Source organism: Bifidobacterium tsurumiense (assembly GCF_000741765.1).
GTDB classification, from domain to species: domain Bacteria; phylum Actinomycetota; class Actinomycetes; order Actinomycetales; family Bifidobacteriaceae; genus Bifidobacterium; species Bifidobacterium tsurumiense.
The window spans coordinates 15,974-41,009 of sequence record NZ_JGZU01000019.1 but is presented as its reverse complement, the minus strand read 5'-3'; the positions used below and the strand labels follow the sequence as shown (position 1 = coordinate 41,009).

The 25,036-nt window shown below is 54.0% G+C and carries 20 protein-coding genes; 5 read left to right on the top strand and 15 right to left on the bottom strand.

The features are described 5' to 3' along the window. Window positions 1-3: 3 nt before the first annotated feature. Complete coding sequence (locus tag BITS_RS08360; RefSeq protein ID WP_026642394.1) at window positions 4-3,012, bottom strand: DNA polymerase III subunit gamma and tau; 3,009 nt, start codon at window positions 3,010-3,012, stop codon at window positions 4-6. A 668-nt stretch (window positions 3,013-3,680) separates the two neighbouring features. Here BITS_RS08360 and BITS_RS08355 point away from each other — a divergent pair. Further along, on the top strand, window positions 3,681-4,280 hold the full coding sequence (locus BITS_RS08355) for a TetR/AcrR family transcriptional regulator (protein ID WP_026642395.1): 600 nt from the start codon (window positions 3,681-3,683) through the stop codon (window positions 4,278-4,280). 125 nt (window positions 4,281-4,405) lie between these two features. On the opposite strand, the gene BITS_RS08350 is transcribed toward BITS_RS08355, so the two are convergent. The 8 genes from BITS_RS08350 to BITS_RS08315 all read right to left on the bottom strand — a co-directional run bounded on the left by BITS_RS08350 (window position 4,406) and on the right by BITS_RS08315 (window position 11,126). Further along, a complete protein-coding gene (locus BITS_RS08350; RefSeq protein WP_044259798.1) occupies window positions 4,406-5,518 on the bottom strand; it encodes a diacylglycerol/lipid kinase family protein in 1,113 nt (370 codons plus the stop codon). A gap of 41 nt (window positions 5,519-5,559) precedes the next feature. Then, window positions 5,560-5,979: an Rv3654c family TadE-like protein gene (locus tag BITS_RS08345; protein ID WP_026642397.1), complete on the bottom strand. Its 420-nt coding sequence runs from the start codon at window positions 5,977-5,979 to the stop codon at window positions 5,560-5,562. Between the two features lie 436 nt (window positions 5,980-6,415). Next, window positions 6,416-6,841 (bottom strand): TadE family type IV pilus minor pilin, encoded by a 426-nt coding sequence (locus BITS_RS08340; RefSeq protein ID WP_051264368.1) that lies wholly within the window; start codon window positions 6,839-6,841, stop codon window positions 6,416-6,418. A gap of 74 nt (window positions 6,842-6,915) precedes the next feature. Beyond that, on the bottom strand, window positions 6,916-7,200 hold the full coding sequence (locus tag BITS_RS08335; protein WP_034534108.1) for a DUF4244 domain-containing protein: 285 nt from the start codon (window positions 7,198-7,200) through the stop codon (window positions 6,916-6,918). A 193-nt stretch (window positions 7,201-7,393) separates the two neighbouring features. Further along, window positions 7,394-7,996, bottom strand: coding sequence for a type II secretion system F family protein (locus tag BITS_RS08330; RefSeq protein WP_026642400.1), 603 nt, complete (start codon window positions 7,994-7,996; stop codon window positions 7,394-7,396). A 13-nt stretch (window positions 7,997-8,009) separates the two neighbouring features. Next, the gene (locus BITS_RS08325) at window positions 8,010-8,582 is read right to left on the bottom strand and encodes a type II secretion system F family protein (protein WP_152571245.1); all 573 of its coding nucleotides are present in this window, start codon (window positions 8,580-8,582) and stop codon (window positions 8,010-8,012) included. Window positions 8,583-8,842: 260 nt separating this feature from the next. Next, entirely contained in the window at window positions 8,843-9,832 is a 990-nt protein-coding gene (locus BITS_RS08320) for a TadA family conjugal transfer-associated ATPase (protein WP_026642401.1), read from the bottom strand. Between the two features lie 145 nt (window positions 9,833-9,977). Further along, a complete protein-coding gene (locus BITS_RS08315; protein ID WP_051264370.1) occupies window positions 9,978-11,126 on the bottom strand; it encodes a CpaE/TadZ family protein in 1,149 nt (382 codons plus the stop codon). Between the two features lie 881 nt (window positions 11,127-12,007). On the opposite strand from BITS_RS08315, the gene BITS_RS08310 reads away from it, so the two are divergent. The 4 genes from BITS_RS08310 (at window position 12,008) to upp (ending at window position 17,846) form a co-directional block, all read left to right on the top strand. Further along, on the top strand, window positions 12,008-14,242 hold the full coding sequence (locus BITS_RS08310; RefSeq protein WP_026642402.1) for an RNA degradosome polyphosphate kinase: 2,235 nt from the start codon (window positions 12,008-12,010) through the stop codon (window positions 14,240-14,242). Window positions 14,243-14,769: 527 nt separating this feature from the next. Continuing rightward, the gene (locus tag BITS_RS08305) at window positions 14,770-15,804 is read left to right on the top strand and encodes an NUDIX hydrolase (protein ID WP_081693563.1); all 1,035 of its coding nucleotides are present in this window, start codon (window positions 14,770-14,772) and stop codon (window positions 15,802-15,804) included. Window positions 15,805-15,808: 4 nt separating this feature from the next. Next, window positions 15,809-16,609, top strand: coding sequence for a hypothetical protein (locus BITS_RS08300; protein ID WP_026642403.1), 801 nt, complete (start codon window positions 15,809-15,811; stop codon window positions 16,607-16,609). Window positions 16,610-17,207: 598 nt separating this feature from the next. Next, window positions 17,208-17,846 carry a uracil phosphoribosyltransferase gene (gene upp, locus BITS_RS08295; protein WP_026642404.1) on the top strand — a complete coding sequence of 213 codons (639 nt, stop codon included), beginning with the start codon at window positions 17,208-17,210 and terminating at the stop codon, window positions 17,844-17,846. Window positions 17,847-17,997: 151 nt separating this feature from the next. On the opposite strand, the gene BITS_RS08290 is transcribed toward upp, so the two are convergent. The 6 genes from BITS_RS08290 to dnaB form a co-directional block, all read right to left on the bottom strand. Continuing rightward, window positions 17,998-19,020: a glycerophosphodiester phosphodiesterase family protein gene (locus tag BITS_RS08290; RefSeq protein ID WP_044259795.1), complete on the bottom strand. Its 1,023-nt coding sequence runs from the start codon at window positions 19,018-19,020 to the stop codon at window positions 17,998-18,000. Between the two features lie 108 nt (window positions 19,021-19,128). Next, entirely contained in the window at window positions 19,129-20,814 is a 1,686-nt protein-coding gene (locus BITS_RS08285) for an ABC1 kinase family protein (RefSeq protein WP_152571247.1), read from the bottom strand. 47 nt (window positions 20,815-20,861) lie between these two features. Beyond that, complete coding sequence (locus BITS_RS08280) at window positions 20,862-21,089, bottom strand: phasin family protein (RefSeq protein WP_026642407.1); 228 nt, start codon at window positions 21,087-21,089, stop codon at window positions 20,862-20,864. 149 nt (window positions 21,090-21,238) lie between these two features. Continuing rightward, on the bottom strand, window positions 21,239-22,075 hold the full coding sequence (locus BITS_RS08275) for a type 1 glutamine amidotransferase (RefSeq protein ID WP_081693559.1): 837 nt from the start codon (window positions 22,073-22,075) through the stop codon (window positions 21,239-21,241). A gap of 2 nt (window positions 22,076-22,077) precedes the next feature. Then, window positions 22,078-23,475, bottom strand: a complete 1,398-nt coding sequence (locus BITS_RS08270; protein ID WP_026642409.1) for a MurT ligase domain-containing protein — start codon at window positions 23,473-23,475, stop codon at window positions 22,078-22,080. Between the two features lies 1 nt (window position 23,476). Beyond that, window positions 23,477-24,910, bottom strand: coding sequence for a replicative DNA helicase (gene dnaB / locus BITS_RS08265; RefSeq protein WP_026642410.1), 1,434 nt, complete (start codon window positions 24,908-24,910; stop codon window positions 23,477-23,479). Window positions 24,911-25,036 lie beyond the last annotated feature (126 nt).

The following is a 25,036-nucleotide window of genomic DNA, read 5'->3' as shown; positions in this document are numbered from 1 at the left end:
GTACTAGCCTTCCTGCAGTTTGTGATGTGACTGCGCATTCTTGGGATTCCGTGGATCATCAGCTGCGAAATCCTCAATGTGTTTCACGTCAAACAATCGTTCCAATTCTTCCAAATCCATGGCGTTTGCATCCCCCAAGGACTGGTCATCCATGGAATATTCATCCTCTTCAGCAGCAACCTGCGGCTCGGAATGCGCTGGCATGCCGTTGGCTGGCGGCTGATGACTCCACGGATCATCGTCTGAAACGACAGGATTGGACTGATTATTCCTACCCGCGTCCGGCCTTGGCGTCAAGTCTTGTTCTGCTCTCGGTGCGATTGGATGCCTTCCGGTTTGCATATTATCGGCAGATGCATCGAAACTGTCATTCTCAGCAGATCCGGCTGCATGGGCTACCGATCCATACGCAATTCCTGTGCCACTTGAAGCGGTATGGTCGCCGTACTGTCCGATTGAATGCCCATTCGGTCGCGCTGATTGCTGATCAGAACGCCCGTCCGGTCGTCCGCTTGTGCCATCCCCATGGGCTGTGGGTGTGCTTGCGACATCCACAGCCCATGGATCTATGCCATCGCTGATATCAGGCACTGCCACATGCTTGTGAGGAACATGCTCTGCTGGTTGTTGCAGTGCGTCTGAGACCCCCGCGGATGACTGCGACGATGAGGCATCTTGCCCTGGTATTGGCAAAGGATGCAGCCACGGGTCATCGTCTGCATCATCCTCATTCGCTGCAACGGCATCCGAACCTCCCTGCGTCGAGAGGCTGTCTGGATCCTCATTCAGCGAAGGAGTCTGCGCATTTGCCGTTTCCTCTGTGTTCGAAGCGTCCGAGGCGTCCGAGGCGTTCGGCGATCCGATCGCCCCTTGCGAGGAAGCGCCTAGGACTGGTGCACCCGTTCCATTGCCGTTTCCTCGATGACTTGAATCATCGCTGTCGCCATCATTGTTCACAGAAGACGTATCCTGCGCGGCATCCTGCTGTGTGGATGAGGCTCTGGGGGTTGGCATGGTCATTCCGACCGCCTTGCCCATTTTGGCGAGCGCAATCTGCTTTTTTACTTGTGCGAGTTGATCGCTTGACAGTCTGCTGACAGGGAATACTCGCTCACCGTTTGCCGCAACCTTGGTTGGAGCGATCTTCGTATTGGATCCGAATTCGGTAAATACCGCATCCAAAACGATTTGCTGTGCTCGCATCCCGCTATGTGCCGCGTCGGAGGATACCGCCAAGGCGAACGCATGCTGGCTGAGTGCATTTGCGAAGGTCATGGATAGATGCATCTTGCCTGGGGCAACAGGCAGCAGCTCTACAGTGGGCACGCTTTCACGTGAAACATATTCACGTATGTCGCTGGGCAGCGCTGCAACAACGGCATCCCAACGTTCATCTACGCTTCGGCCATCTGCAAAGGAGCCTAAGTCCACAGCCGCAGAATTCACAGCATTGCCCTGTGGCGGCGTGGCATTGGCAGCTCCTACAGAGGCATCTGCCGCTGCCTCGCCCCGCGTACCCGTGATATTTGCGGCAATATTATTGGGCCCTGCCGTATGTGCAAACTGATTGCTTGGTGCATCGCCTTGGACTTGAGCTTGCCCTGCTGCTGGCGATGCTGCCCACTCTTGGCTCTGCACATTATGTTGCGCCGTATTGGATGCGGCAGCTGACCGCTGGGTTCCCGATGCACCGAAGCTTTGCGATTGCTGAGCATTTCCAGCGACCGGTTGCACGGACTGTGCGGACTGATGCGCGCTGGTATTGCGCTGTTGCTGGAATCTTGACGCTCCAATAAACCCTACACGAGGACCATGTTGCGCCGAAGCTTGTTGTCTCTGCTGGCTTCCCGAACCAGTCGGAGGAAGCGCCCGATCCCCTTGATTGGCGCCGACCGAACCGAAACCGGACTCCATGCCCGCCAATAATCGTGCAGCGAGCAGCTCAAGCCGCATGCGGGGGGAGATGGCTCCGGTCATGCTGCCCAGAGTGCTGTTCATCGTCTCCGCCATGCCTGCGAGAGTGGCTAAGCCAAGTGCGGATGCTTGACGGCGCAGCACATCCATATCTTCTGCTGCGGCATCATCGCTCAAGGCACGTTCCGCACCTTGACCACCCAGACTGAGCACGAGGAGATCCCGAACCCGCGCGAGCATATCTTCCACAAAGCGGCGCGGATCAAAGCCCCCTACCACGACCTTTTGCACAACTGCGTAAAGGGCTTCGCCATCGCGATTGATCACGGCATCAATCGCATCACCGATTAGCGCCTCCGGTGTAAATCCGAGCAGAGCCACTGCAGAATCGTAACCGATAACCCCATCGACGGCTCCGACCATAAGCTGATCCAAAACCGAAAGAGTGTCGCGCATAGAACCGCCACCGGCTCGCATGGCGAGCTTGAGCACTCCCGGCTCAGCTGCGATATGTTCCTTCTTGCACACATCTTCCAGATATGGCCCCATCACCTCAGACGGCACCAAGCGGAATGGATAATGGTGGGTGCGCGAACGAATCGTGCCGATAACCTTTTCGGGTTCGGTAGTGGCGAAGATGAACATCACATGTTCCGGTGGCTCTTCCACGATTTTCAGCAATGCGTTGAATCCCTGTTGGGTCACCATATGGGCTTCGTCGAGAATGAAGATTTTATATCGATCTCGAGCCGGCGCGAATCCAGCTCGTTCGCGCAGCTCCCTGGCATCCTCAACGCCGTTATGGCTGGCTGCGTCGATCTCCACAACATCAATCGAACCTGGCCCACCGGTTGCCAAATCCTTGCAGCTCTCGCACTCTCCACATGGATGAGAAGTAGGACCTTTCGCACAATTGACGCAACGTGCCAGAATCCGCGCGGAACTGGTTTTGCCGCAGCCACGCGGACCGGAAAACAGATAGGCATGCGTTAATTTGCCCTCATCGAGCGCTCGGGACAAGGGAACCGTGACCTGATCCTGCCCTACAACCCCGTCAAATGTGTCGGGACGATATCGTCGATACAGTGCTAATGCCATACCTTCCAACCTACCTCATCGTCTTGTCCTCGATCCGTATTGCATAGCACAACATAAGTATTTCCTCGGCTTTGCCGAACAACACGCTAATGACGGCACATTCGACTGTTCTCTTCCACGCATTCCCTGCTATTTCCTCTTGTCTTTCCTGACGCCCCACGCATTCTCTCATTCCTTCTCCCAGCATCTCCTCAGTCCCCACGTCCCCTGTCCATTCTTGGCATCTCCTTTGACCCCCAAATCGCCCCCCCCTGCTCTCCCATCATCGCCTCGCTCTCCACGCAGTCCCTGCCCTCTCACATCATCTCCTTACACCCCAAGCCACACCCCTGACCTATCTCACCATCCCTTTGCCTCCCCCGTTCCCTCGCACTCATCTCGTCTTCTCCTTGCTTCCCATGCTCCTGTGCCCCATCTCATCTTTCTTCGCCCCTACGTCACCCCGCCCCCTCTCATCTATTCTTCTCTCTCCACGACGGTCCTTTCTCCGTATCCACTCACACCTCACTTCGCATCCGCTCGCACCTCACAACCTCAATACCTTCGCGCCCATGCACCCGGTTAGACGGTAAAATTCGCTGTCAGCATTGTTATGACATTTATGCTGTGCAGATATGTCGTATGATTGCCCGAAGATGACGAGTTGTCACCCAAGGAGTATTTCGGAGATGTCCGATTCAAGCCATTCTCAGTCCGCATCTGCAAAGCCGAAAAACACACGGCAAGCGATTGTTTTGGCAACCAAAGCCATCCTGCAGTCAGATGGTTTTACTCGGGTTTCCGTAAGCAGCATCACTCAACGTGCGCAGGTCACTCGTTCGCTGTTCTACCACTATTTCGCTGATAAGGAATCAGCTGCCAACGCCGCACTTGATTCGATTATCGACGATATGTTGGTGAGGGTGAAGGCGTGGGACGAACAACGCGAGGTAGGCAATATCGCCAAGGCTCTTGAAGATTTTGTTCAGCTCGCCAAATCAATCATCGTTGAGAGCGGGCCTTTTGGACAGCATATCGTTCAGTCAGGCAATGCAAAGTTATACATCGATTTCATCGACCGCGTGACTGAACGGGTCACCGACTACTTGTGCAACACCACAGTCCAGGATTTCGCCGAATTGCACAATATCCCGATCGCCTACGTGCGAGAAACCTTCCACATGCTCATTCCCGGCCTGATTGCAGTGCTGAGACTGAATCCGACCATTGACGATGTTGTGCTCAAGCAAATCACCGCGCAAACCCTGCATCTGGAGAGATACCTGTAGTTCACGTAAAGCTCAGGGAATTGCGCGATTCAGACACAGCGATCAAAGAGCCGCTTTGCGATAACATCCGAATGAACGATCTGCTTGTGAGGCATTCTTCCTTGGCGATATCGCGTTAAACGAATTCAGCGGCTCTCCCCTTCATACGATTTCTCCATACCGTGGTACTCAGCCACTGCAGGAGGAACGAGAACCTGCAGCGAATGCTCTTGCGCAGTCACCTTCACTGGAAGCTGTCCCACATACTCGCCGTCCGCCATCAATGCCGGTGGCTCGGCGCCCTCTGCATAATGACTGATTTCAATCGACTTCACACGTTGGGTGTGGAATATTGGTTGGTCAAGTATTTTCCCGTTGTATGCATTGGCTACTGCTGTGATGCATTGAGCAAGCGAAGGCATTCCTTCCAGCCAGATTACATCAAGCAAGCCATCATCCAGTTGAGACTGTGGCGACATGAATATGCCACCACCGACATATCGCGAATTCGCCACAGTCAGCAAAGGACTGAGCACATCACGCTCGTCCACCGAACCATCTTCAAGCACGGCGCGCAAATGGTATCCATATGGCTTAAGCCTGGTCAATTCAGTCATCAATGCCGCGAAATACCGCAATGTGCCATTGGGCAGCCTGGAGTGGTTGGCTCGATTATTCACGCTCGCATCCATGCCGCATGACAGCATGCCCGCATAATATTTGTCAACCTTCATGGAATCCGGCTGGTCTTCCTGCGCGTTTGCCTCATGAGAAACGGATTCATGAAGATTCTCCGCCTGTTCCGGATTGACATGTGCATCCTGCCGCACAGCCGACGCCAAAGAGGTCACATGACCCATATCCACTTCAATATGGGATCCACGCACAATCGCTCCGATAATTCCTTCGACTGCAATCTGCACACGGTCAATGGGGAGCCCCATGGACCGAGCAAAATCATTGCCCGATCCTATGGCGACTATTCCCAAGGGCTTACCGCTATGCCCAAGGGCATTCACACCCAACGACACCATTCCATCGCCACCGACGACGATGACGTAATCGAGATCGTCAATGGCATCACGAACCTTCTGCAGGGAATCCCCGTAATTCTCGCCCGTAAGATCAACAACCTCAAAACCATGTTCATTGCCGGCTTCGAGGAGCATGGCGTGAACGTGAGTATATGTCTCTCCTGCTTTGCCTTTATCGGAGGTCGGATTACCCACTACCGCCACGGTCCTACGCTCTTTTTCCATATCGTTCACATTAGCTTGACCCAATGCCGTTTGTCAGGAGCTTAAGGTGATCTGACACACTGCCTCGTCAAAGTCCCGACAGAATGCGCACTGCCGCCGACCTCAGCCCCACACTGCACCGGCCCGGCTCTTGAGGTGCGCCACACCTCATCGATAAATGGCAAGGACACGGGCACAGCCGTTTCCACGATGGAATCCTCGTCTTCGATGAAGCAGTGCACCACCGACGCCCCATTCGCCTTGCCGATTTCACGGGCAGTGCCACAGGGCGAATCGTCGAAGGCACGGATCTGCACAGCCGCAGACAATGCCGATAAATCGGCCGCCGTCCGCGCTTGTCGCTGTTTTATCAACAGCTGACCGGCCGATGCCGCAACCAGGGCCAAGATTGCCACCAGTGCAATCAAGGCAACACCTGCCATCGTTCCAGATCCCTCATCTTTGGCAGTTGCTACTTCCATGAAACTACGAGCGCAATGCATCACCCTTCCCTGCGGTTTGATTCGATGATGTCTCCGCGTTTTATGCATTGCAGTCACGGACATGTGCATCCCTGGCCTTATGCGATGATTGCTGCACCACAATTGTTTTTTGCAGCCAGAGCGTTGTATCGGCTCCATAATTACTCCCACTCGTTGATTTGCACCCTCGGCAATACTCTGGGCACGACTTTGGAAGATTCCTGCCCTGGGACTCGTCTAGCAGCCCAAAGACTGCATCTTGCGAGTTGTGAATAGCCTTATGGTGAGTTGCGGATTGCATTCCGGCGCTGCAAACATCGGCAGGACCCTCAGGCGCTGCGCGGAATTCTTCCTAGGCCGCCCTAGCATTCGATTGAAGATGGATCAATCGCCAGCCATTGCCAAAGACAGCTGGATCTCAGACTTCCACATCCCATCACTGTTTGACCACGGCAGCATGAGCCTCGACCATTGCGGGAATAACATGAAGAGGGCCCGGCATGGCAGTACATTTTACCAAGACCTCGTACCTGTTCCCTACATCTGTTATGGAAACCTGCACATGCTCCCCTGCAGTGGTTCGTGCCGCCATCCTCGCCTCCTGTTGATCTGCGGATAGCATCATGGCGCGGGCCGCTGCTGATGCAGCATCTTGGCAATCCATAGTCACCACAACCGCTCGGCACAGCGACAGCAATACTGCGGCAACCACAAGAACTGCAGGTAATACTATTGAAAATTCGGCAGTAGCCGAACCTGCATCAGCTTTGAACCAAATCGAATGCTTCGTTGCGAAACAATATTGCGAACACTTGCGTACAACAGCCGACACACTGTCTACGGCCTTGCTGGTTACTTTCATCGGTATCAATGCCCCTCGCCATCAACATCCCTGCTTCGGAACGCGTATGAAACACGATCGCAGGCGAACCGCAGCTAGCCAACGTTGAGCGCTTGTTTGACCAAATCGTTGAGCACTTCCCGTATGGCATCAGATTTCAAAATCACCACCAGCAAAGCCGCAAAGCCCGTAGCGGCAATAAGCACCACTGCGTACTCAGCGGTAACGGCGCCCTGCTCCGGATTTTCCAACAGAACCTCCAATCGTTTGCGCATATTCGCGTCAGGTATGCGCATGGCGTTTCGCCAGGTCTGAGCCGCCTCCCAGGCCCGATCAAGAGCGTTCCCACGATGTCCATCTGCATTCAGTGTGTAGTCCATGACATTCCCTTTCTTTTCCAATTGCATCCCGTCTGGGATGCTCTCAGTGTGCCTGATGTCACGCGATTGGCTCCGAAAATTACACCATTGTGGTCGGAGGCTCTCAGTTATCCACATTTCAGGCGTGTCGATGCAATACAGACGCTCGCATTGTTCCGTCATACTCCAGATGCATATGGCAACTCCATCGTGGCTACATCACGAATGACGCTATAGACGGAATCACTGCGATACACAGAAAAGCAGGCAAAAAGCAAAGTCCTGTGGGCAACAACAGGCGCACTGTCAGACGCGCAGCACTTTGCTCAATAGCAGAGCGTTCAGCAGCATCGGCACGCTCTATCGCCGCTTCGAGGCGTCCCACAGGAGAAACTCCCATATTCCAGGCGTCTGCGAGCGCATCTTCTATATCCCGATACATCCCTTCTATGGCACTCTTGGCTGAGTCGGATGTGGTTTTTGACCCACTATGGTCAATGTCATCAGGCCTTGCTGCTCTCCAAGCCTCGTCCCACGCATACCCGTGCCTGAGTGATTGAGCGGAATTGCACAGGCATTCCCCCAATTCACCGCCAACCGACTTACCCACTGCCCAAACGGCCTTTGGCACCGAAGCCCCCTGCCTTACCGCCACGGCGATCATTTCAAGAACCGTAGTTACCGCAGGCATGTCTTCATTCGGCGCCGCATGATGATCTGTCTGGATATGTTGAAGACTCCTAGCCTTCCTGCTGACAGATAGCCAGTACGCGAACGAGGCGGCGAGCGCTGCCGCAAGAGAAAACGCATTCAGCATGCCAACCCCTTCGTCAATCCCCGGCCTCTTGCATTGCCAAAGCCAAATGCGTATCTCCTGCGCCGCAAAGCAGGTGTTGCATCCAGAGCATACCTATTCCGTATGCGACTGCTCCCATTCCAAGAAATACCCAACCCAACCGCGAGCCAACTAGGAATTCCAACGGGTGAGCTCCTAGTACATATCCCAATGCCACCGTTGCAAAAGGCAGGACGGAAAGAAGCGTCACGGTGGAACGAGGCATTGCAAAAGCATTACGTCGCAGATCTTCCACAATGCATAGGCGTTTATATGATGCAGATACTGCAGCAAAACACTTCGCAGCTCCGCACCCCAGCGTTGTGCTCAATCGATAGGCCATTCCCAATTCCGCGGCGACAGCCTCTCCATGTCCCTCCCGTTCTTCCCGATCGGTTGCGCAGTCGTGCACCATCATTTGAATATCAACATCCTGCAAAGAGTTGTGCGAATGCGTAATGCGAATACCTTGAGCAATTCGCGCATGTGCTTCGTGAACGCTTGCCCCTGCTTTGACATGTGCATGCAAGGCGGCCAACATTGCAGAAATGCCAATTGGCCGTTGCATTTGGACACTCGAATCGTATGCATACGCCATAGTACGCAATCTCCATACAGTCAGCCCGCACGTGGCTTGTGTTTGCCATACATAGGCGCAAGCCGCGAGTATTGCCAATACCAATCCAATTCCCATAGCGCTTCCTTTCACGCGGCATTCCCCGCCATCGAACATGTATTGGAGCACTGCACCATGTGGCCCGTATGCGAATCCGCCCCATGTCTCTGTGCATCCGGATTCCCGCGATCCTGTATCGACCCCAAAACTCCTCACTCCCAGCGTTTGCTGAAATCTCGCCACCCGGATGACAGTTCGATCGCATTCCGTCCATCCCACCGAGCCACGCTTATGCCCGTCAAACTGCCCTCTTTCACGGTTAAATACCCCACTTGCGCTATGCGTCGAACACCTCGATGTCGCTGCAAATGAATAACAACATCAAACGAGTCCGGAGCCAAAGCCGTTACTGCCGGCGCTGACAAACCCGACAGCAATCCCAATGCAATCATTCGCGCGGGGACACGCTCCACACAATCCGCATGAAGCGTCACCAAGCCACCTCGATGACCTGAACTGAAAGCGCGCAATACATCCGCCAGTTCCTCGCCACGGCATTCTCCAAGCACCACACGATCGGGACGCATGCGCAAAGTCGCTTTGACGAGTTCAGGAAGACCTACTGCCCCAGCGCCTTCAACATTGGCTTCGCGCGTTGCCAACGACACATAATCAGCATGTCCGATATCACCGAGCTCACGCACTTCTTCTACGCTGACAATGCGTTCCTCTTCAGGGCATTGCCGCAACAATGCCCTCAACAGGGTTGTCTTGCCTGCCCCTGTTCCCCCAGTGATCAGAATGCTTGCACGACGTCGCACCAACGAACGCAGCAGATCGAGCCAATCCCTTGGAAACATACCAAGTGCCTGAAGTTGTTCCAGATGCAAACCTCCCCGTTGAGGAAAACGAATGGAAATTGCAGCACCATAGGGCACTAACGGTGCAATAACCGCATGCACACGCACTCCGCCCACAGTCGAGGCATCCGCTATGGGGCAGGCATCATCCAAACGCCTGCCGAGCTGAGCACATAATTGTGTGGCATATTCCCGCACAATATGAGGAGTCCGGAACGGGATCTGCGGAATGTGTTGGCGCAGTCCACTTCCCCAATCAGCCCATACCTTGCCATCGCATGTCACCACAATATCGGTGACTCCGTGCCGATCAGCAATCCCTTGCAAAGGACCTAGATCCATTTCGCCCTCATATGGGTCATCTACTGCGCCCATTCTTCAAACCCGCCCTTCTTACCCTCAGACCTGCTCTTCATATGAGTGTTGTTGGTACGCCCGCTCGCAAGATCCGTGTCGACTTGTAATGAAATCCCATAAACGCCTCTACCTATCTGTTCTTGACGTGTCTGCCGCGGCCTTTTCGCTTCCTCTCCTCACCGCTTGATTGCCGCACCGCCTCCTGAGGATGCTCAATGGCCTCTGCAATAGCTTCTATTGAGGAACGGTTGGATCTTGCAATGCGCCGCACACCCAATCCGGATCTGATATCGGCACACAGTTTTCGATCATGGTCGATGACACCCAATACAGGCAAACGCAAATATGCTTCTGCTTCCTCTGCGCTCACAGACCCTACCGTATGCGGAGCACCCCGGGGCATCATGCCGATCACAGACATAGGAATGTCGACAGCATCTTCGGTTCCCACTCCCAAAGCAGGGCCCGCACCATCGCAATATGCTTGTGCACGGGCCAATCCCAATACCGATAATTCTGCTGCGACAATGTGGAGTTCAGCTCCTAAATGCGCCTGAACCAGTTCCTCATTGCCCAGACCGCAATCGACGAGAACGATATCATTATGCTCTTGCAACGCCCGCACAGCGGCTTTCAATTCCCACCATTCAGTCCGTTTTCCTTTCCAAGGATTACAAGGCAATACGCCGATCCCTTCCCATTGCACAAGATCGCGTTGAAGCGCTTCGCTATTCAATCGTCCAAAAGGTGCCTCGATATCGCTCATTCGCAGCCCCTCATCATGTTCCAGCCCGAGCAGCACATCGATTCCGCCCGCGCGGAGATCGCCATCGACAATTGCGCATTCCGACCCATGCCGAGTCAAATACCATGCCACCATTGCAAGCAGGGTGCTCAAGCCTATTCCGCCATTCGGCGCACTGAACAGAATCACACGTCCACGAAAACCGCGCTCGCCGTCTTCCTCATATGCTTGACGCACCGGGGAGCTGCCGCCCTTATTTGAGAACGGATGTTCAACTGCGGCACTACGATTATTCGACTCGAATCCATGTAAAGTGTCATCGATTTCACGCTGATGTACCTTCCCTGCAAGCGCTTGGGGAAGATGCTCTCGATATTGTCCTTCGCCTTCATAAGTCACCCCGAACGACGGCAACGAGTCATCGGTATCTGCGGTGTAGTACTTTTCAGGCGGCACATTGCTCCCACCATGCCGAATGCCACCATGTTGCGAGTCCATTGCCACAAAACGCTCGTTGCCTATTTCCTGGGTCATACGACCATTGAACCGTGCTGATCACGAATGAGGCAGTGCATTCAGACAATGTGGTCGGAGGCTTGCGCGTGCTCACATCTAGGCATACAGAACGCTAAACGTGGGTTAGCGGACAAGAGCGATGCGGCTCACTTTGGTCTGAGACGAAAAAGGAGGCCCGCAATGCGAGCCTCCCTACAAGTCCAACTCGAGCAGAATCGCTTCACAACATCATCGTCGTAACGGTAAGTCTTTCCAATGCCCGTTCAACGTACCAGTCCTCGTGACCATACACCTTTGTGGGCTTCTGCTCTGTTAAGTTGTCCTTGTAGTTACACATTATGCTCAGTCATCGCCGGCCTGCAAGTTTCGCACCTGCTATGTGCTCTTATTTTCGCAAATGTAGCAATATGAGATATCGCATCGAGTTCATGTCCGCAGACGTGCAAATCGAACCGGTTATATGTGCATTTCCTTGTCACATCGAACATTAAACGGCGTGTCGTTCCCCTATAGTGAACACCCCTTGCGGCTCTCTATAAACACACTCTCTCCTCGCCGCCCTAAAGAGCATAGCCAATCGCATACGTACCGTGCTGAGCCCTGCGTCCACGGGTATTCTCAAAGGACTTCCAGTCCTCTCACAAAGCCAAATGCATATCTTAAGACCTCGCCGATTCACAACAGCGCTATCCAAACATCAAACACCTAATTCCCGCCAACCATATCCATTCACCGCAGCTCATTCACTGCAGCCCAATCACCGCAGCCCATTCACCGCAGCCCATTCACCGCAGTTCGCACACCGCAACCCGCCTACCACAACACCTCTTTTGTAAACAGCATCTAAATTTTGCTCAATAATCACGTGTCTGGTGGAGCGTACCGCATAGAGTAGTGGTATGGCACAGATTTTTGACGCACCCTCGAAGGCGATTCTGCGTAGTCAAATCGCAGAACATATCGCCGAAACCGACAAGGTCGACAAGCGCGACCGACCCGATGAATCCCCCTTGCCTGAGGACCGGTTCTTTGACCGTGAACTCAGCTGGCTGAAATTCAACAAACGTGTGTTAGAACTTGCCGAAAGCAACGACCTTCCATTGCTGGAACGTGCAAATTTCGGCGCTATATTCGCTTCGAATCTCGACGAATTCTTCATGGTGCGCGTCGCTGGACTCAAGCGCCGCATCGATTCGGGCATCGCCGTCACAGCAGCCTCTGGATTGAGCCCGCGCCAACAGCTGCGCGCCATCAGCGAGCAGGCGCATCGCCTCCAAGATGAGCATGCGCATTACATTATCGAGCACATTCTGCCAGCTCTCGCCGAAGAGCGCATCATGCTGCTGAGCTGGGATAAACTCACCGCGCCCGAGCAGGAGCGCCTTTCCAAGTACTACCGTCAACAGATCTTCCCTGTGCTCACTCCACTCGCAGTGGATCCTGCACACCCCTTCCCATACATCTCAGGAAACTCGCTGAATCTTGCAGTTCTCGTGGAAAATCCGGCTTCCGGAAAATCACATTTCGCACGTGTTAAGATTCCAGATAATATCAATCGTTTGGTACCGGTCGATGATCTCACCGATGAGGAAACCCGCGAAGAGCGATACGGTTTCATCACCATGGAGAACCTGATCATCGCTCACCTGGAATCGCTGTTCCCCGGAATGATCATCAAAGAAGCACGTTCCTTCCGCGTCACGCGCAATGAGGATATCGACGTCGAAGAAGACGACGCCGAGAACCTGCTCAACGCCATGGAGAAGGAATTGCTGCGCCGACGCTTCGGACCGCCTATTCGTCTGGAAATCTCTGATGCCACAAGCCCGTTCCTCTCGCAATTGCTCGCAAGCCAGTTGCGTGTGAGCGACGATGAGGTCTATCGCCTCCCCGCCCCGCTGGACATGACCGTACTCTTCGAACTGCAGGGACTTGACCGCCCGGATCTGAAGTATCGCCCGTTCATCCCCATAACCAACAGGCAGATCGCAGAAGTCGAATCCAGCCATGCACAAGATATCTTCGCATCCATTCGTGAGCACGATATCCTGCTGCATCACCCGTATGATTCCTTCTCGACTTCGGTCCAGGCATTCCTGGCTCAAGCAGCCGCAGACCCTCGCGTTCTGGCCATCAAGCAGACGCTGTACCGTACCTCAAGCAATTCGCCTATTATCGATGCCCTTATCGATGCAGCGCATGCAGGCAAGCAGGTGCTGGCATTGGTGGAAATCAAGGCTCGTTTTGACGAGGATGCCAATATCGCCTGGGCTCGTAAGCTTGAGCGCGCAGGCGTGCACGTGGTGTACGGCATCGTCGGTCTGAAGACCCACTGCAAGCTCTCTTTGGTGGTGCGCCAAGAGGCCGGTGGTCTGCGCAGGTACTGCCACGTCGGCACCGGTAATTACAACCCGAAGACCGCCCGTTTGTACACCGACCTTGGTCTACTCACCGTGGATCCGGTTGTGGGTCAGGATTTGACCAGACTGTTCAACCAGCTTTCCGGATATGCTCCGAACTCCAGCTTCCATCGCCTTTTGGTTGCTCCTCGCACCGTGCGCACCGGCCTGATCCAACGCATTCAGCGCGAGGAAGAGGCCGCTCGTGCAGGCAAGGAAGCTTGGATCAAGATCAAGGTCAACTCAATCGTTGACGAGAAAACGATTGACGCCTTGTATCGCGCAAGCCAAGCAGGAGTCTCCATTGATATCGTCGAGCGAGGCATCTGCGCTTTGAAGCCTGGAGTTCCGGGAATGAGCGAGAACATCCGAGTGCGCTCCGTGCTCGGCCGTTTCTTGGAACACAGCCGCATATATGCCTTCGCCAATACCGACGGCCCGCAGATCGGCGAAGGTCCTGCAACCGGTCCTGAGGTGTGGATTGGTTCGGCCGATTTGATGCACCGCAATCTGGACCGTCGTGTCGAGGCGTTGGTACGCATCACCGATTCTGAACAGATCAACGAATTGATCCGCTATGTGGATATGCAAATGGATGACACCACAGTCTCCTGGCATATGGAACCGGACGGGTCTTATGTATTGCATTCACGAGATGAAGAGGGACGTCCTTTGGTCGACAGCCAGGAATACCTCATCAAAACCCATCAGCGTCGTCCAAGCACGAATAATTAATAATCCCTAGCGCGCAATGCCGGCATTCTTTCCATACGATTGAGTGCCGGCATTATGCTGAGCAGCAGTCACATACGCCCCACGCATGCGGCCATTACCGAGAGGAAGTTACCATGTCTCGCACCATCGAAGCCGCCGGCGGAATCGTGTATCGAATCCGCCCATACGCCAATACACCGCAAACGCCAATTCTTGATTCCGTAACGCTTCCTGAATCGAATCCCCGCATACAACAGCACAATGCGAACGCATCCATTGATGGTTATGCAAATGCCACCAATGACAACGCTGCCACCAGCGCCTCCAACACCGCAGATTCCGACAATGCCGACGATATCAATATGCTCACCACTCATGACACAGACGTCATAGACCGAGAATCGGCGGCGAGCACAGGTGATTCTTCGCAAATCGCGGACATATCGCCCACGCCCAATACCGCCACCGGGCTCGACTCAGAGGAAGAGCATGACTCAAACTCATCTGAAACAACTCATCCGCAATATTCTTCGCAATACTCTGCACAGATGCCAACGCCGATTCTCCGTCATCATAACTGGTATCAACCTTCTGACAGCGTTGAGCAGTCTCTTGCTGACCGCATCGAATTATGCGTCGTGCACCGTCCCAAATACGACGATTGGAGCTGGCCAAAGGGCAAGCTCGAACCCAATGAGACGCATCGTCATGCCGCTGTTCGTGAGATGGGCGAGGAGACCGGCGTACCTGTGGTTCTCGGCCCGATACTGGGCGCCATTGAATACCCTATGGACAGCGAAGGCAGGCACGTCCGTCGTTCTGGGGGGAAAACCGGCAAAACCAAGCATGTGGTGTATTGGATGGCCCGTCCTATCGATGAGGCGTCAAATAGCCGTCGTTTCGCCGCTTTGGGACCAGTATTGCCCGCTGATATCAGCGAAATCGACGAAGTGGCCTGGGTTTCGATTCGTCAGGCACGCAAATTGCTGTCGCATCCTCTTGACCGCGATATTCTTGACCTCTTTGTTGATCGCATCGAAGAAGGCGCGGTCGAAAGCGAGTGCGTACTGATGGTGCGTCACGGCAAGGCGGAATCTCGCAAGCAGTGGGCCGGCACTGATGCCGACCGCCCAATTACCCCGAAAGGTGCTGCAGCAGCTTATGCTCTGAACAGGGAGCTGGCTTGTTTCAACCCCACTCGTCTGGTCACCTCCCCGTGGGTGCGATGCGCTCAGACCTTGCAGGTGTTGTCCTGGCAAACCGGAATACCCATGCAATTTGCCGAAGCCCTTACCGAGGATGCTTTCGATGAACAGCCTGAGGAATCGTGGGATTGCTTCCTGAAAGAGGTCGAATCGGCTCTCGCATCTAGCGAAACCACTGCTATTTGCATGCATCGCCCTGTTATAGGTGGTATGGTTAACCACCTGCGGGATATGTGCGTGTCCAAAGCAGTGGCAAGGCAGCTAGTTCCTTCTTCGCCATATATGCCCACAGGCACCGCAATAGCTCTGTTCATTGTGCAAACGCCGCAAGGCCCATCTGTTGTCGATATCCAGAAAGTGACGCCACTTGTCTACTAGTTCCATGCAGTACAGCTCAGGTTCCATCCACTCCAGCGGTTCCGGTTTTGCCCCGGCTCGGACTGGAAGCAACAGGCCTGCACGACCTGCCCAGCTCGATTCTGCCATTGTGGATCATATGGCTGGTGGAATGGATCCGGAAACGCTGAGCGAGATCAGCCACACCTCGGCAGCGGCTCTGTTAGATCGCGTTCATCACAGCGAAGATCCGGCAGTAGTCGATCGGGTGCTGACTCTGGTTGACCGCGAAGGCGTGGATATTATCGCGGAGCTATGGAGCCAAGCAGATCCGGAATCCCTGCCAGGCATTCTTTGGAGGCTGTATTTGCTGCGCACCTGGATGCGCCGCAATTCACGATCCATTGCACAGCTTTGGAGCGTTGCCGAGCCCGAGGCGACATCAGCATCTGCCATAGCCGGCATTACTGAAATTCCGCATGAGGAAGATATTGCCCGCACAGCGGATGCCATTCTCTCCGGCGCCTTCACAGGTGATTTCGCAGTCGCCTTGGAGCGTGCAGCCAGCTTCACCGAGGTCATTGTGCTTGGATTGCATATCGAAGCCCGCCGCATCGCACATGGCAATACCTCCGGAGCAGGAGCTTCCACTTCTGATTCAGCATCCTCCAACGATTTCAGCATTGAAAGCGCCGACGGCAACGCCTCTGGTACAAGTGGCAACAAGCCATCCAAAGATGCCAATACCACAGCAGCGCGCTTGCTTCATAATGCAGCCAATCTGGCCAATACCGCCAAAGTATTCACCGCTGGAGCTCGGTTGTGGAGACAGGGCAAGCTGGAATAACACCTAGAAGAACTCGGGTCTCGGAATCCACGATATTCCTTAATCAATCGCGCAAACGGCATGGTTATTTCCAACTGTCTTTGAGCGATGAAAGCCACTATCAACACGCCGCCTGCACGGGAACATATCACGCTCTTCGCGTAGGCGGCATTGAGTAAATGCCGTCAATGGTTATACTTGGTTGATGCGTCGGGCCGTGCTTAAGCCCCGGGCTCCATTTGTTGCCGCTGCGAGCGGCGTTTGCGCCGACAGGCGCTTTCACGGTTCGGCGCTTCTCTTCTTCTCTCGCAAGCCTGTTTCTCCCGCAAGTTTGTTTCTCCTGCAAGCGGGCTTCTCTTGCAAGTCTGTTTCTCTTGCAAGTCTATTTCTCTCGCAAGTTTGTTTCTCCTGTAAGAGGGCTTCTCTTGCAAGTCTGTTCAATACCCAAGGCTTTGGTCTCATCCCGAATCACACGAGCCACTTTTCTTGCAAGTCCGTCTCGTTTTGATTTGTGAGTCTCTCACCACGACCACGTGCTTTTCGGCAGCATCCCATATTTTGATAGGTACCCCTCAACCCGGGTAGCCACATGCCCGTACAAGGGGTTACTCTAGGAATCATGGAACTTCACGTTTTGGATCATCCTTTGGTGGAGCACAAACTTACTGTGCTGCGCGATAAGAACACCCCTTCAAACACCTTCCGCGAGCTGGTCTCCGAGCTTGTCATGCTCGAAGCTTATGAGGCTACACGCAATCTTGAAATCGTCGACCGCGAAATCGAAACGCCTATTTGCCCGATGGTTGGCAAGCATATTGCCTCTCCGAGGCCTATGGTGGTGCCGATTTTGCGTGCCGGACTGGGCATGCTCGACGGTATGACCCGCTTGCTTCCCACAGCCGAAGTGGGATTCCTCGGCATGAAGCGCGACGAAGCGACACTGGACATCGTCACCTATGCCAACCGTCTCCCGGACGATCTCACCGGCCGTCAGTGCTTCCTCTTGGATCCAATGCTGGCAACCGGCGGCACACTGGTTGCAGCCACGCACTATTTGGCCGAACGCGGCGCCAAGGATGTGACCGCCATCAACATTCTCGCCGCTCCAGAAGGTTTGGAACGCCTCAAGCGCGATATCGATCCCAGCATCGATTTCAAGGTGGTCGTCTGCGCAATCGATGAGAAGCTCAATGATCAGGCGTATATCGTGCCCGGCCTGGGTGATGCGGGTGATCGTTTGTACGGACTCATTGACTAGTCATTGACCAAAAAGGGCATTGCGCAAGGCAAAACCGTCCACGCGCGTTGCCCTCGTCACCGCATATCTTCCTGAGACATGATGAGGGCGTGAACACCAGAACCGATCTGTGTTCACGCCCTTATCATGTCTCGAGCAGTCGTTTCACCGTTCAGCGATACTGCGGAACGAAGCTTTCAAAGATATGCCTATCGAACCAATCATCGCAGATTGCATATTCGTCACTGCTGCGAACCGTCCAAGACACTGCCGTGGCTCCCATGGCACGCGCTGCACGAACCTGCGGCAAATTGCCTCCATGCCAGTCATACGCCACAAAATCAGGGCGTCCGAGGAAGTTGAATCCAAGCGAACCTGCCGCCCAAGGCAATACGCCATTGCCGAAGCTACTCCGCCTCGGCCAACTGCCCACGGCATACGTCGGACGATGCTTGCGATACCATGCCACAGCGCCCGGATGGAAGGATTCCATAACGTATGTTCCGTCATAGGCACTGAGCAGGGCATCGCCTAGATCCATGAACTCTTCATCGCGTTCATCCCAATACCTATTCGTTTCAAATTTGTATTCCACAATGATCGGGACGCGACCATTCACGACCTTGAGCACATCGGAGAAGAGCGGAACATGCTGATAATATCCCTGAGGAACCTGCGCCGGCTCTCCGTCGCCAGCCTGAGCACTCCTGGCGTCGCCCGGTTTGGATGGGCTTGGGAACAGCGGAATCCTCGTCAGCTCATCATAGGTCAGATCAGCGATACGACGGGGATCTCCAGCAACCCTCATCAAATCGTTGTCATGGACCACCACAATCCGACCATCGGCCGTCATCTGAATATCCAGCTCAATACCGAAACCTGCTTCACAAGCGGCTGCGAATGACGCCAATGAATTCTCCGGCGCTATGGGACCGGTAACCTCAGGAGTCCCATAACCGGCCTTCATGGCCATGCGTCGAGCGAGTGCCACATATTCTCCGCTTTCGGCCGCATACTGCTCATTGAGTCCGGACCCTGCATCATGCAATCCGCGATGGGCGTACCACACATCAGGAACCGGCTGAACCGCGTGACGGTGCTTGTCGCTGGAACGACGTGGAGCAATCGCCCACGCTGCTGCACCTGCTGCTGCCAAACCGCCGAGCAGCACTTTCTTCACCATGTTGGATGCCATGAATTCCTCCTTGATTCCCTTCCGAGACTATCGCATATCTACGTCAAATCACAGAGGAAACAGAGGAACGAATATCGGGTTTCCCACGCGGGAACCCACCTGCCAATGCTACCGTTTCTTCTGAGGATTGCCTTTGCGATATATATCAAAGACAATCCAGAGCGAGAGTAGAAAAGCGATGACATATCCCAGGAAGCCGATAACCGGAATACCAAAGACCACAGGCTTCATGCCGGCGAAATACACGATGGACGACCCCACAAAAAGACCAACCACAATAAGGGCCATGGTCAGCCGGTTCACCATATCGGAGAGCATCTGAAATGGCTCTGTGGAACCCACCAATTCCATATTGACCTTAAGTTGTCCACGAGTGAGCATCCTTGCCGCAACCTTGGATTCCGACAGCATGCCGAACAAGCCATGCAAGGCTTGATATCCTTCAATACCCAAGGCTTTGGTCTCATCTCGTATCACACGGTCCACTGCCTTGTCAGTAGCGATATGCTGCGAAATTATCTCGATCATATTCACATCGGGGATGAATTCATCCAATAGCCCTTCCAGAGTCACCAATGCCCGGGCGACTGTGGTGACGCTGGACGGCACAGCTATTCCATGGCGTTGGGCCATCTGCGTCAGCGAGGTGATGAATGCGGCGATATCCAGATCTGCCAGACCGACTGTGCCGTATTCTTTGACAATAACATCCAAATCAGCAAGCAACGCCGGATAATCCTCCTGATCTGCCTGCGTGCCTGCGAAGCGCAATAACCCGTCTGCCAATCCCGGGGAATCCTGCTTGGCAACGGCTCCTATCATTTCGCGCATAACCGATCTTGTCTGCGCATTCAACCGCCCGGTCATGCCTAAGTCAATAAGCACTATCTGCCCACCTGCGATGATGATATTGCCAGGATGAGGATCTGCGTGGAAGAATCCGGCATCCAAGACCTGCGTGGCATAGTTATCCACCAATTTGGTGCCTATTTCTCTCAGGTCATATCCGGCATCCTGCAACACTTTCGTGTTTTCCACCGGTATGCCGTCCACATAATCCATGACAAGCACATGTTCGGTGCATAATTCGTTATATGGCTTAGGACAGTCGATATATGCGTAGTCATCGCAAAAGCGCTTGAATTCGCTCAGATTTCGCGCCTCGACGAGGAAATCCGTTTCCGAAGCGAAGGTATCCCACAATTCATTCACCACACCACGCAGATCAACTACCTGAGCACTGGAGACGAATTTGCTGGCCGTCTGAGCAATGGAACGCATTATGGAAACATCCAGTGCCATGGTTTCACGCACTCCGGGCCTTTGCACTTTGACAGCGACATCCTCGCCGCTTATCAGTGTGGCGCGGTGCACCTGCGCCAAAGACGCCGATCCGAGAGGAGTCGGATCGATGCTGCTGAAAATCTCGCGCACTGGTCGCTTGCATTCCGCTTCCAAGGTGTCGAGCACCGTCTGATATGGCATTGGGTCGGCATCGGCCCGAAGCTTTGCCAACTCGTCGCAGAAGGACTGCGGCAATATCTCAGAGCGCATGGAAAGGATTTGCCCGACCTTGACAAAGGTTGGCCCCAGTGCCTCAAACATAAGACGCATCTTTACAGGGGTAAGACCGCGCATAATGTCAAACTGCTTGGCAATTCCGGCAATCTGCCCCAAACGCTTCAACTTATCGCGCCTGGTCAGATGATATTTGCTGGAAAATGAAGCACTCTTCGCGCCGAAAATCCCTATGGTTTCATGCTGTGCAGCGGAACCGGTGTTGAATTCAGACATAGTACACCTCATGACGCGCCTGCCTGGGCAAACGCGCCATACGAACGCTAACGGTCTGAATCGCTGTCGTCAGCAGAGGTCTTGTCTTCCTGAGAAGCCTTTGCCATATTCCGCTTCAACTCGGTATTCAGCGCCTTGCCCTGCTCCACAGTCAATTCGCCCTTACGAACCAAGTCGTCGATTACTTCCTGCCCTTTTTCAACCGTCACTGCAATAGCACCGACTCCGGCGAGAAATACCTTGCGCAGACCTTCACCCAAATCAAAATCAGCCATGACTACCTCCTCGGGTCACTGGTGTCTTCACTGTACCATCACATGCACACAGCGAGAAGCCGTTTCGTCATAAGGCCATACTTCCAATTCGGCCTTCACTGATGAATCACCTGCTCCGGCCTAAGCTCGACCGACTGAATCGAGAGGGCTTATCGAGGCCTATTTTTCGCCACAGCCCTGGCACGATCCGCTATGCGGTCAATTCGAGCCAATTCATTGCGCATCTGATCATTTTGGATGGGTTCAAATACTCCATAGCGTCGCTCGGCGGCCGTCCGAATCAGGAAGTCCGCAATTTTCGGGTTCTTCGGCAGCAAGGAGCCATGCATATATGTGCCAATGACATTGTGCACACGAGCACCCTCGGTGTGGTCCTCGCCATTATTTCCCGTACCGTCGAACTCCACGCGCCCCAGTGGCTCGGTACCTTCGTGCAAGAAGGTCTGCCCAGAGTGGTTTTCGTATCCGATGATCTTGTCGAATTCTTCAGAAGTCTCGGTCAGATTGCCGATCATGCGCACATCCTGCCCCACGGTATGCACACCCATAATGCCGATGCCTTCGAGGCGGGTGCCGTCGATGGTCTCAAAATACTGGCCAAACAACTGATACATGCCGCAGATCATCAGCATGGGCACGCCTTGCCGAGCAAGATCACGGAGAGTGTCGGCCCGCTCGAACAAATCATCAACGATCTTTTTCTGGCCGTTATCCTGTCCGCCGCCCCCAAGCACGATATCGACATGCTCAGGCCACTGATCACCCTGATTATATTGGTGAACTACCGGCTCATAGCCATACAACGCCGCGCGCCGGCTGACCGTGAGCACATTGCCGTAATCCCCATAGATATTCATATCCTTGGGATACAGCGAAACAATATCAAGCCTTCGTGATTGAGCACCCGAACTGGCGTCATTGTTATGGACTGCCGTCTCATCGGCCGCATCCGATGGCTGTTGAGTAGTGATTTGCGCATTTTCCATAATTAACGACCCACTCCCGCATCAGGAACCTCTGTCATTTTGGCAAGCTGCGCACGCGCCCTCAGCATTGCCGTATATGTGCAATACATATGCTTGGGAACCTCAGGATTGCTGGTAACGAACCGTTCCACTGCGGCTTCCAATTCCACATCGGTGGTATCCACTTGCACGCCGTCATATTCCAGACGCAATGCCATATCCCAGGCGCGGGTTCCGGATACCATGGCGACGCCGGTCTCGCGCAAAGATGTGAAATCAACATCCCACAACCAACTCATATCGCGTCCATCCGCATATTCATCGCATATGGCGATCATGGTTTCATGACCCTGCGGAGGGAAAGATGCCAATGACATGCGGAATCCCATAGGATTTTTGACCAGCAGCAACTCGACGGGCACACCGTTGACATCGATAACCTCTCCGCGGCCAAAGGCCGGGGTGACTTGCCCCATTGCCTTGGCCAAGCTTGCGTTATCCGCCCTCCCCAATTCGGTGTGCGCCATCACGGCACGCACCGTGGCAGCCGCCGCAGCGGCATTGAAGATGTTGTAGATGCCTTCGAGCTGCAATGCGACCGATATATTGCTGCCATCAATGAGGAATTCACCCTGATGGTCCCCAATTCGGGTCAGTACCACATCTGCAGGAATACGTTCAGGATGTCCTTCTTGATCCGTCACATCCGCCGTCACGGGTTGCGCAAACGAGCCTCGAGTAGCATCAGCTTCAGCCTCAGCCGCGCCTGTGGACTCGGCATGGAGTGCATCATCATTGGGGAATATTGCGCGAAGGCTTGCATCCAGCCCGAAATACTTCACCGCCACACCCGGGCGAACCTGATCGGCCAATGCGGCAATCCTCCGGTCTTCTCTGTTGAGAATGACCGTACCGGTTGTGGATTGAGCCACCTTTGCCAGCAAATTCGCCGTATTGTCTATTTCTCCGAAACGATCCAGCTGATCGCGCATCACATTGAGTAGCAGGCTGAACTGAGGACGCACCTGCTGCACAAAATGCACGGCATACGCCTCATCGAGTTCCAGCACTGCAATATCGGCATCCAAACGACCACTCACACTGACTTCATTCAGCAGCGCGGATACCACACCTCTGGTGAAATTGGAACCGGTTGGATTGGAGAACACTTTCAGTCCCATATCACGCAACATGGCGGTGACCATGCGCGTGGTGGTGGTTTTGCCATTGGTTCCCGACACCAGCACCACACCATATTTCAACTGCCCAAGAGTACGCGCCAAAAATCCCGGATCGACTTTTTCAACCACCTGACCGGGCAGAGCGCTGCCACCATGCTTGAGAATACGGGCCGCAGCACGTACCGACTTGCCCAAAATAGGCGTGGCAAAAGCATGCCATGGAGTATTTTGCTGGCTCATATCACACTCCCTGCGAATAATCCGGAGCCATATCCTGGAATCGCGAAGTTGCACCCTGGAATGCCAGAGCGAAGGTTTCTGTGGGACCATTACGATGCTTGGCCATGATGATATCGGCCTCTCCCGGACGGTCTTCCTTGTCGTAATAATCAGGGCGATGCACCAGGAACACCACATCGGCATCCTGCTCGATAGAACCGGATTCACGCAGATCAGAAAGTTGCGGCTTGCGGTCATTGCGCATTTCCGGGCCACGGTTCAACTGGCTCAGCGCCACAACCGGCACTTCCAATTCCTTTGCCAACAATTTGAGGGCTCGAGAAAACTCAGAGACTTCCTGTTGCCTGCTCTCCACCCGTTTTCCGGAGCTCATCAGCTGCAAGTAATCGATAATCACCAATTTCAAGTCATTGGTCTGTTTCAATCTGCGGCATTTGGCACGTATCTCCATAAGGCTCATATTCGGGCTGTCATCAATGAACAACGGCGCCTCTTGCACACGGTTCCAACAGTCATTGAGCATATTCCAACGTTCAGGCGTTATTTGGTCGGCATGATTGAGCACTGACAAAGGAATACCGCTTTCGGCGGAAATAATGCGCTTCGCTACTTCCACCTTGCTCATTTCCAAATTGAAGATAATGGAGGTCATACCGTGCTTCAAGGAAGCCGAACGAGCAAAATCCACTGCGAATGTGGACTTACCCATTGCAGGACGACCCGCCACCACGATCATCTGCCCTGGCTGCAGACCTTGGGTCAGATCATCGATATCCCTGAAACCGGTAGGTACGCCTTGTTCGATTTCACCATTTTGCAATTTGTCCAACTGCGACAGCGCATCCTGCACAACCGGACCGATAGCGGCATAGTCCTGACGAACCTTGCCCACGCTCATTTCATAGACTTCGGCCTGCGCAAGATTGACCACGTCTTCGGCTTGTGATCCCTCTGCCGAATAGCCCAATTGAGCGATTTTGGTTCCAGTGGCAATGACATTGCGCAAAATCGCACGCTGATGCACGATTTCTGCATAATATGTGGCATTTGCCGCTGTCGGCACTGATGCGACCAGACTATGCAGATAATCCGTTCCACCCACCTTATCGAGATCGCCGGCCTTGATCAGCGCATTGGCGACCAAAACGATGTCAACGGGCTCCGAAGCCGAGAACAAGTCAATTATGGCTTCGTAGATCGTCTGATGCTTGGGTTGATAAAAATCGGTGACATCAATCATCTGAGATACTTCACCGATGGCATCCTTACTCATGAGCATGCCACCAAGCACTGCCATTTCAGCCGCGTCATCATGCGGAGGAACCCGATCGAAAATCACATCACGCCCTATGGATGAGCCTGTTGTCGACGAATCGCCGGACCTTTCCCCATGAGATTGCGACGATCTGTCGAGCCACGAATCTTCATCTGCCATAATCTCGAGTATAAGGACGGCTCAGGAAAGCGCCCATGGCGAACGCATATCCTCATACAAGGTTCATCCAATCCTTCTGGGCTGGCCATCCGCATGAAAAGAGCATTCTCACGAAAGCGCCATACT

Coding starts and splice junctions, on each gene's coding strand:
- BITS_RS08270 (WP_026642409.1), bottom strand. CDS start 23,475: ATGAGCCAGCAAAATACTCCATGGCATGCTTTTGCCACGCCTATTTTG.
- BITS_RS08330 (WP_026642400.1), bottom strand. CDS start 7,996: ATGCTGAATGCGTTTTCTCTTGCGGCAGCGCTCGCCGCCTCGTTCGCG.
- BITS_RS08325 (WP_152571245.1), bottom strand. CDS start 8,582: ATGCAACGGCCAATTGGCATTTCTGCAATGTTGGCCGCCTTGCATGCA.
- BITS_RS08350 (WP_044259798.1), bottom strand. CDS start 5,518: ATGGAAAAAGAGCGTAGGACCGTGGCGGTAGTGGGTAATCCGACCTCC.
- BITS_RS08335 (WP_034534108.1), bottom strand. CDS start 7,200: ATGGACTACACACTGAATGCAGATGGACATCGTGGGAACGCTCTTGAT.
- BITS_RS08360 (WP_026642394.1), bottom strand. CDS start 3,012: ATGGCATTAGCACTGTATCGACGATATCGTCCCGACACATTTGACGGG.
- upp (WP_026642404.1), top strand. CDS start 17,208: ATGGAACTTCACGTTTTGGATCATCCTTTGGTGGAGCACAAACTTACT.
- BITS_RS08310 (WP_026642402.1), top strand. CDS start 12,008: ATGGCACAGATTTTTGACGCACCCTCGAAGGCGATTCTGCGTAGTCAA.
- BITS_RS08305 (WP_081693563.1), top strand. CDS start 14,770: ATGCCAACGCCGATTCTCCGTCATCATAACTGGTATCAACCTTCTGAC.
- BITS_RS08275 (WP_081693559.1), bottom strand. CDS start 22,075: ATGGAAAATGCGCAAATCACTACTCAACAGCCATCGGATGCGGCCGAT.
- BITS_RS08285 (WP_152571247.1), bottom strand. CDS start 20,814: ATGTCTGAATTCAACACCGGTTCCGCTGCACAGCATGAAACCATAGGG.
- BITS_RS08300 (WP_026642403.1), top strand. CDS start 15,809: ATGCAGTACAGCTCAGGTTCCATCCACTCCAGCGGTTCCGGTTTTGCC.
- dnaB (WP_026642410.1), bottom strand. CDS start 24,910: ATGGCAGATGAAGATTCGTGGCTCGACAGATCGTCGCAATCTCATGGG.
- BITS_RS08320 (WP_026642401.1), bottom strand. CDS start 9,832: ATGGATCTAGGTCCTTTGCAAGGGATTGCTGATCGGCACGGAGTCACC.
- BITS_RS08340 (WP_051264368.1), bottom strand. CDS start 6,841: ATGAAAGTAACCAGCAAGGCCGTAGACAGTGTGTCGGCTGTTGTACGC.
- BITS_RS08280 (WP_026642407.1), bottom strand. CDS start 21,089: ATGGCTGATTTTGATTTGGGTGAAGGTCTGCGCAAGGTATTTCTCGCC.
- BITS_RS08290 (WP_044259795.1), bottom strand. CDS start 19,020: ATGGCATCCAACATGGTGAAGAAAGTGCTGCTCGGCGGTTTGGCAGCA.
- BITS_RS08355 (WP_026642395.1), top strand. CDS start 3,681: ATGTCCGATTCAAGCCATTCTCAGTCCGCATCTGCAAAGCCGAAAAAC.
- BITS_RS08315 (WP_051264370.1), bottom strand. CDS start 11,126: ATGACCCAGGAAATAGGCAACGAGCGTTTTGTGGCAATGGACTCGCAA.
- BITS_RS08345 (WP_026642397.1), bottom strand. CDS start 5,979: ATGGAAGTAGCAACTGCCAAAGATGAGGGATCTGGAACGATGGCAGGT.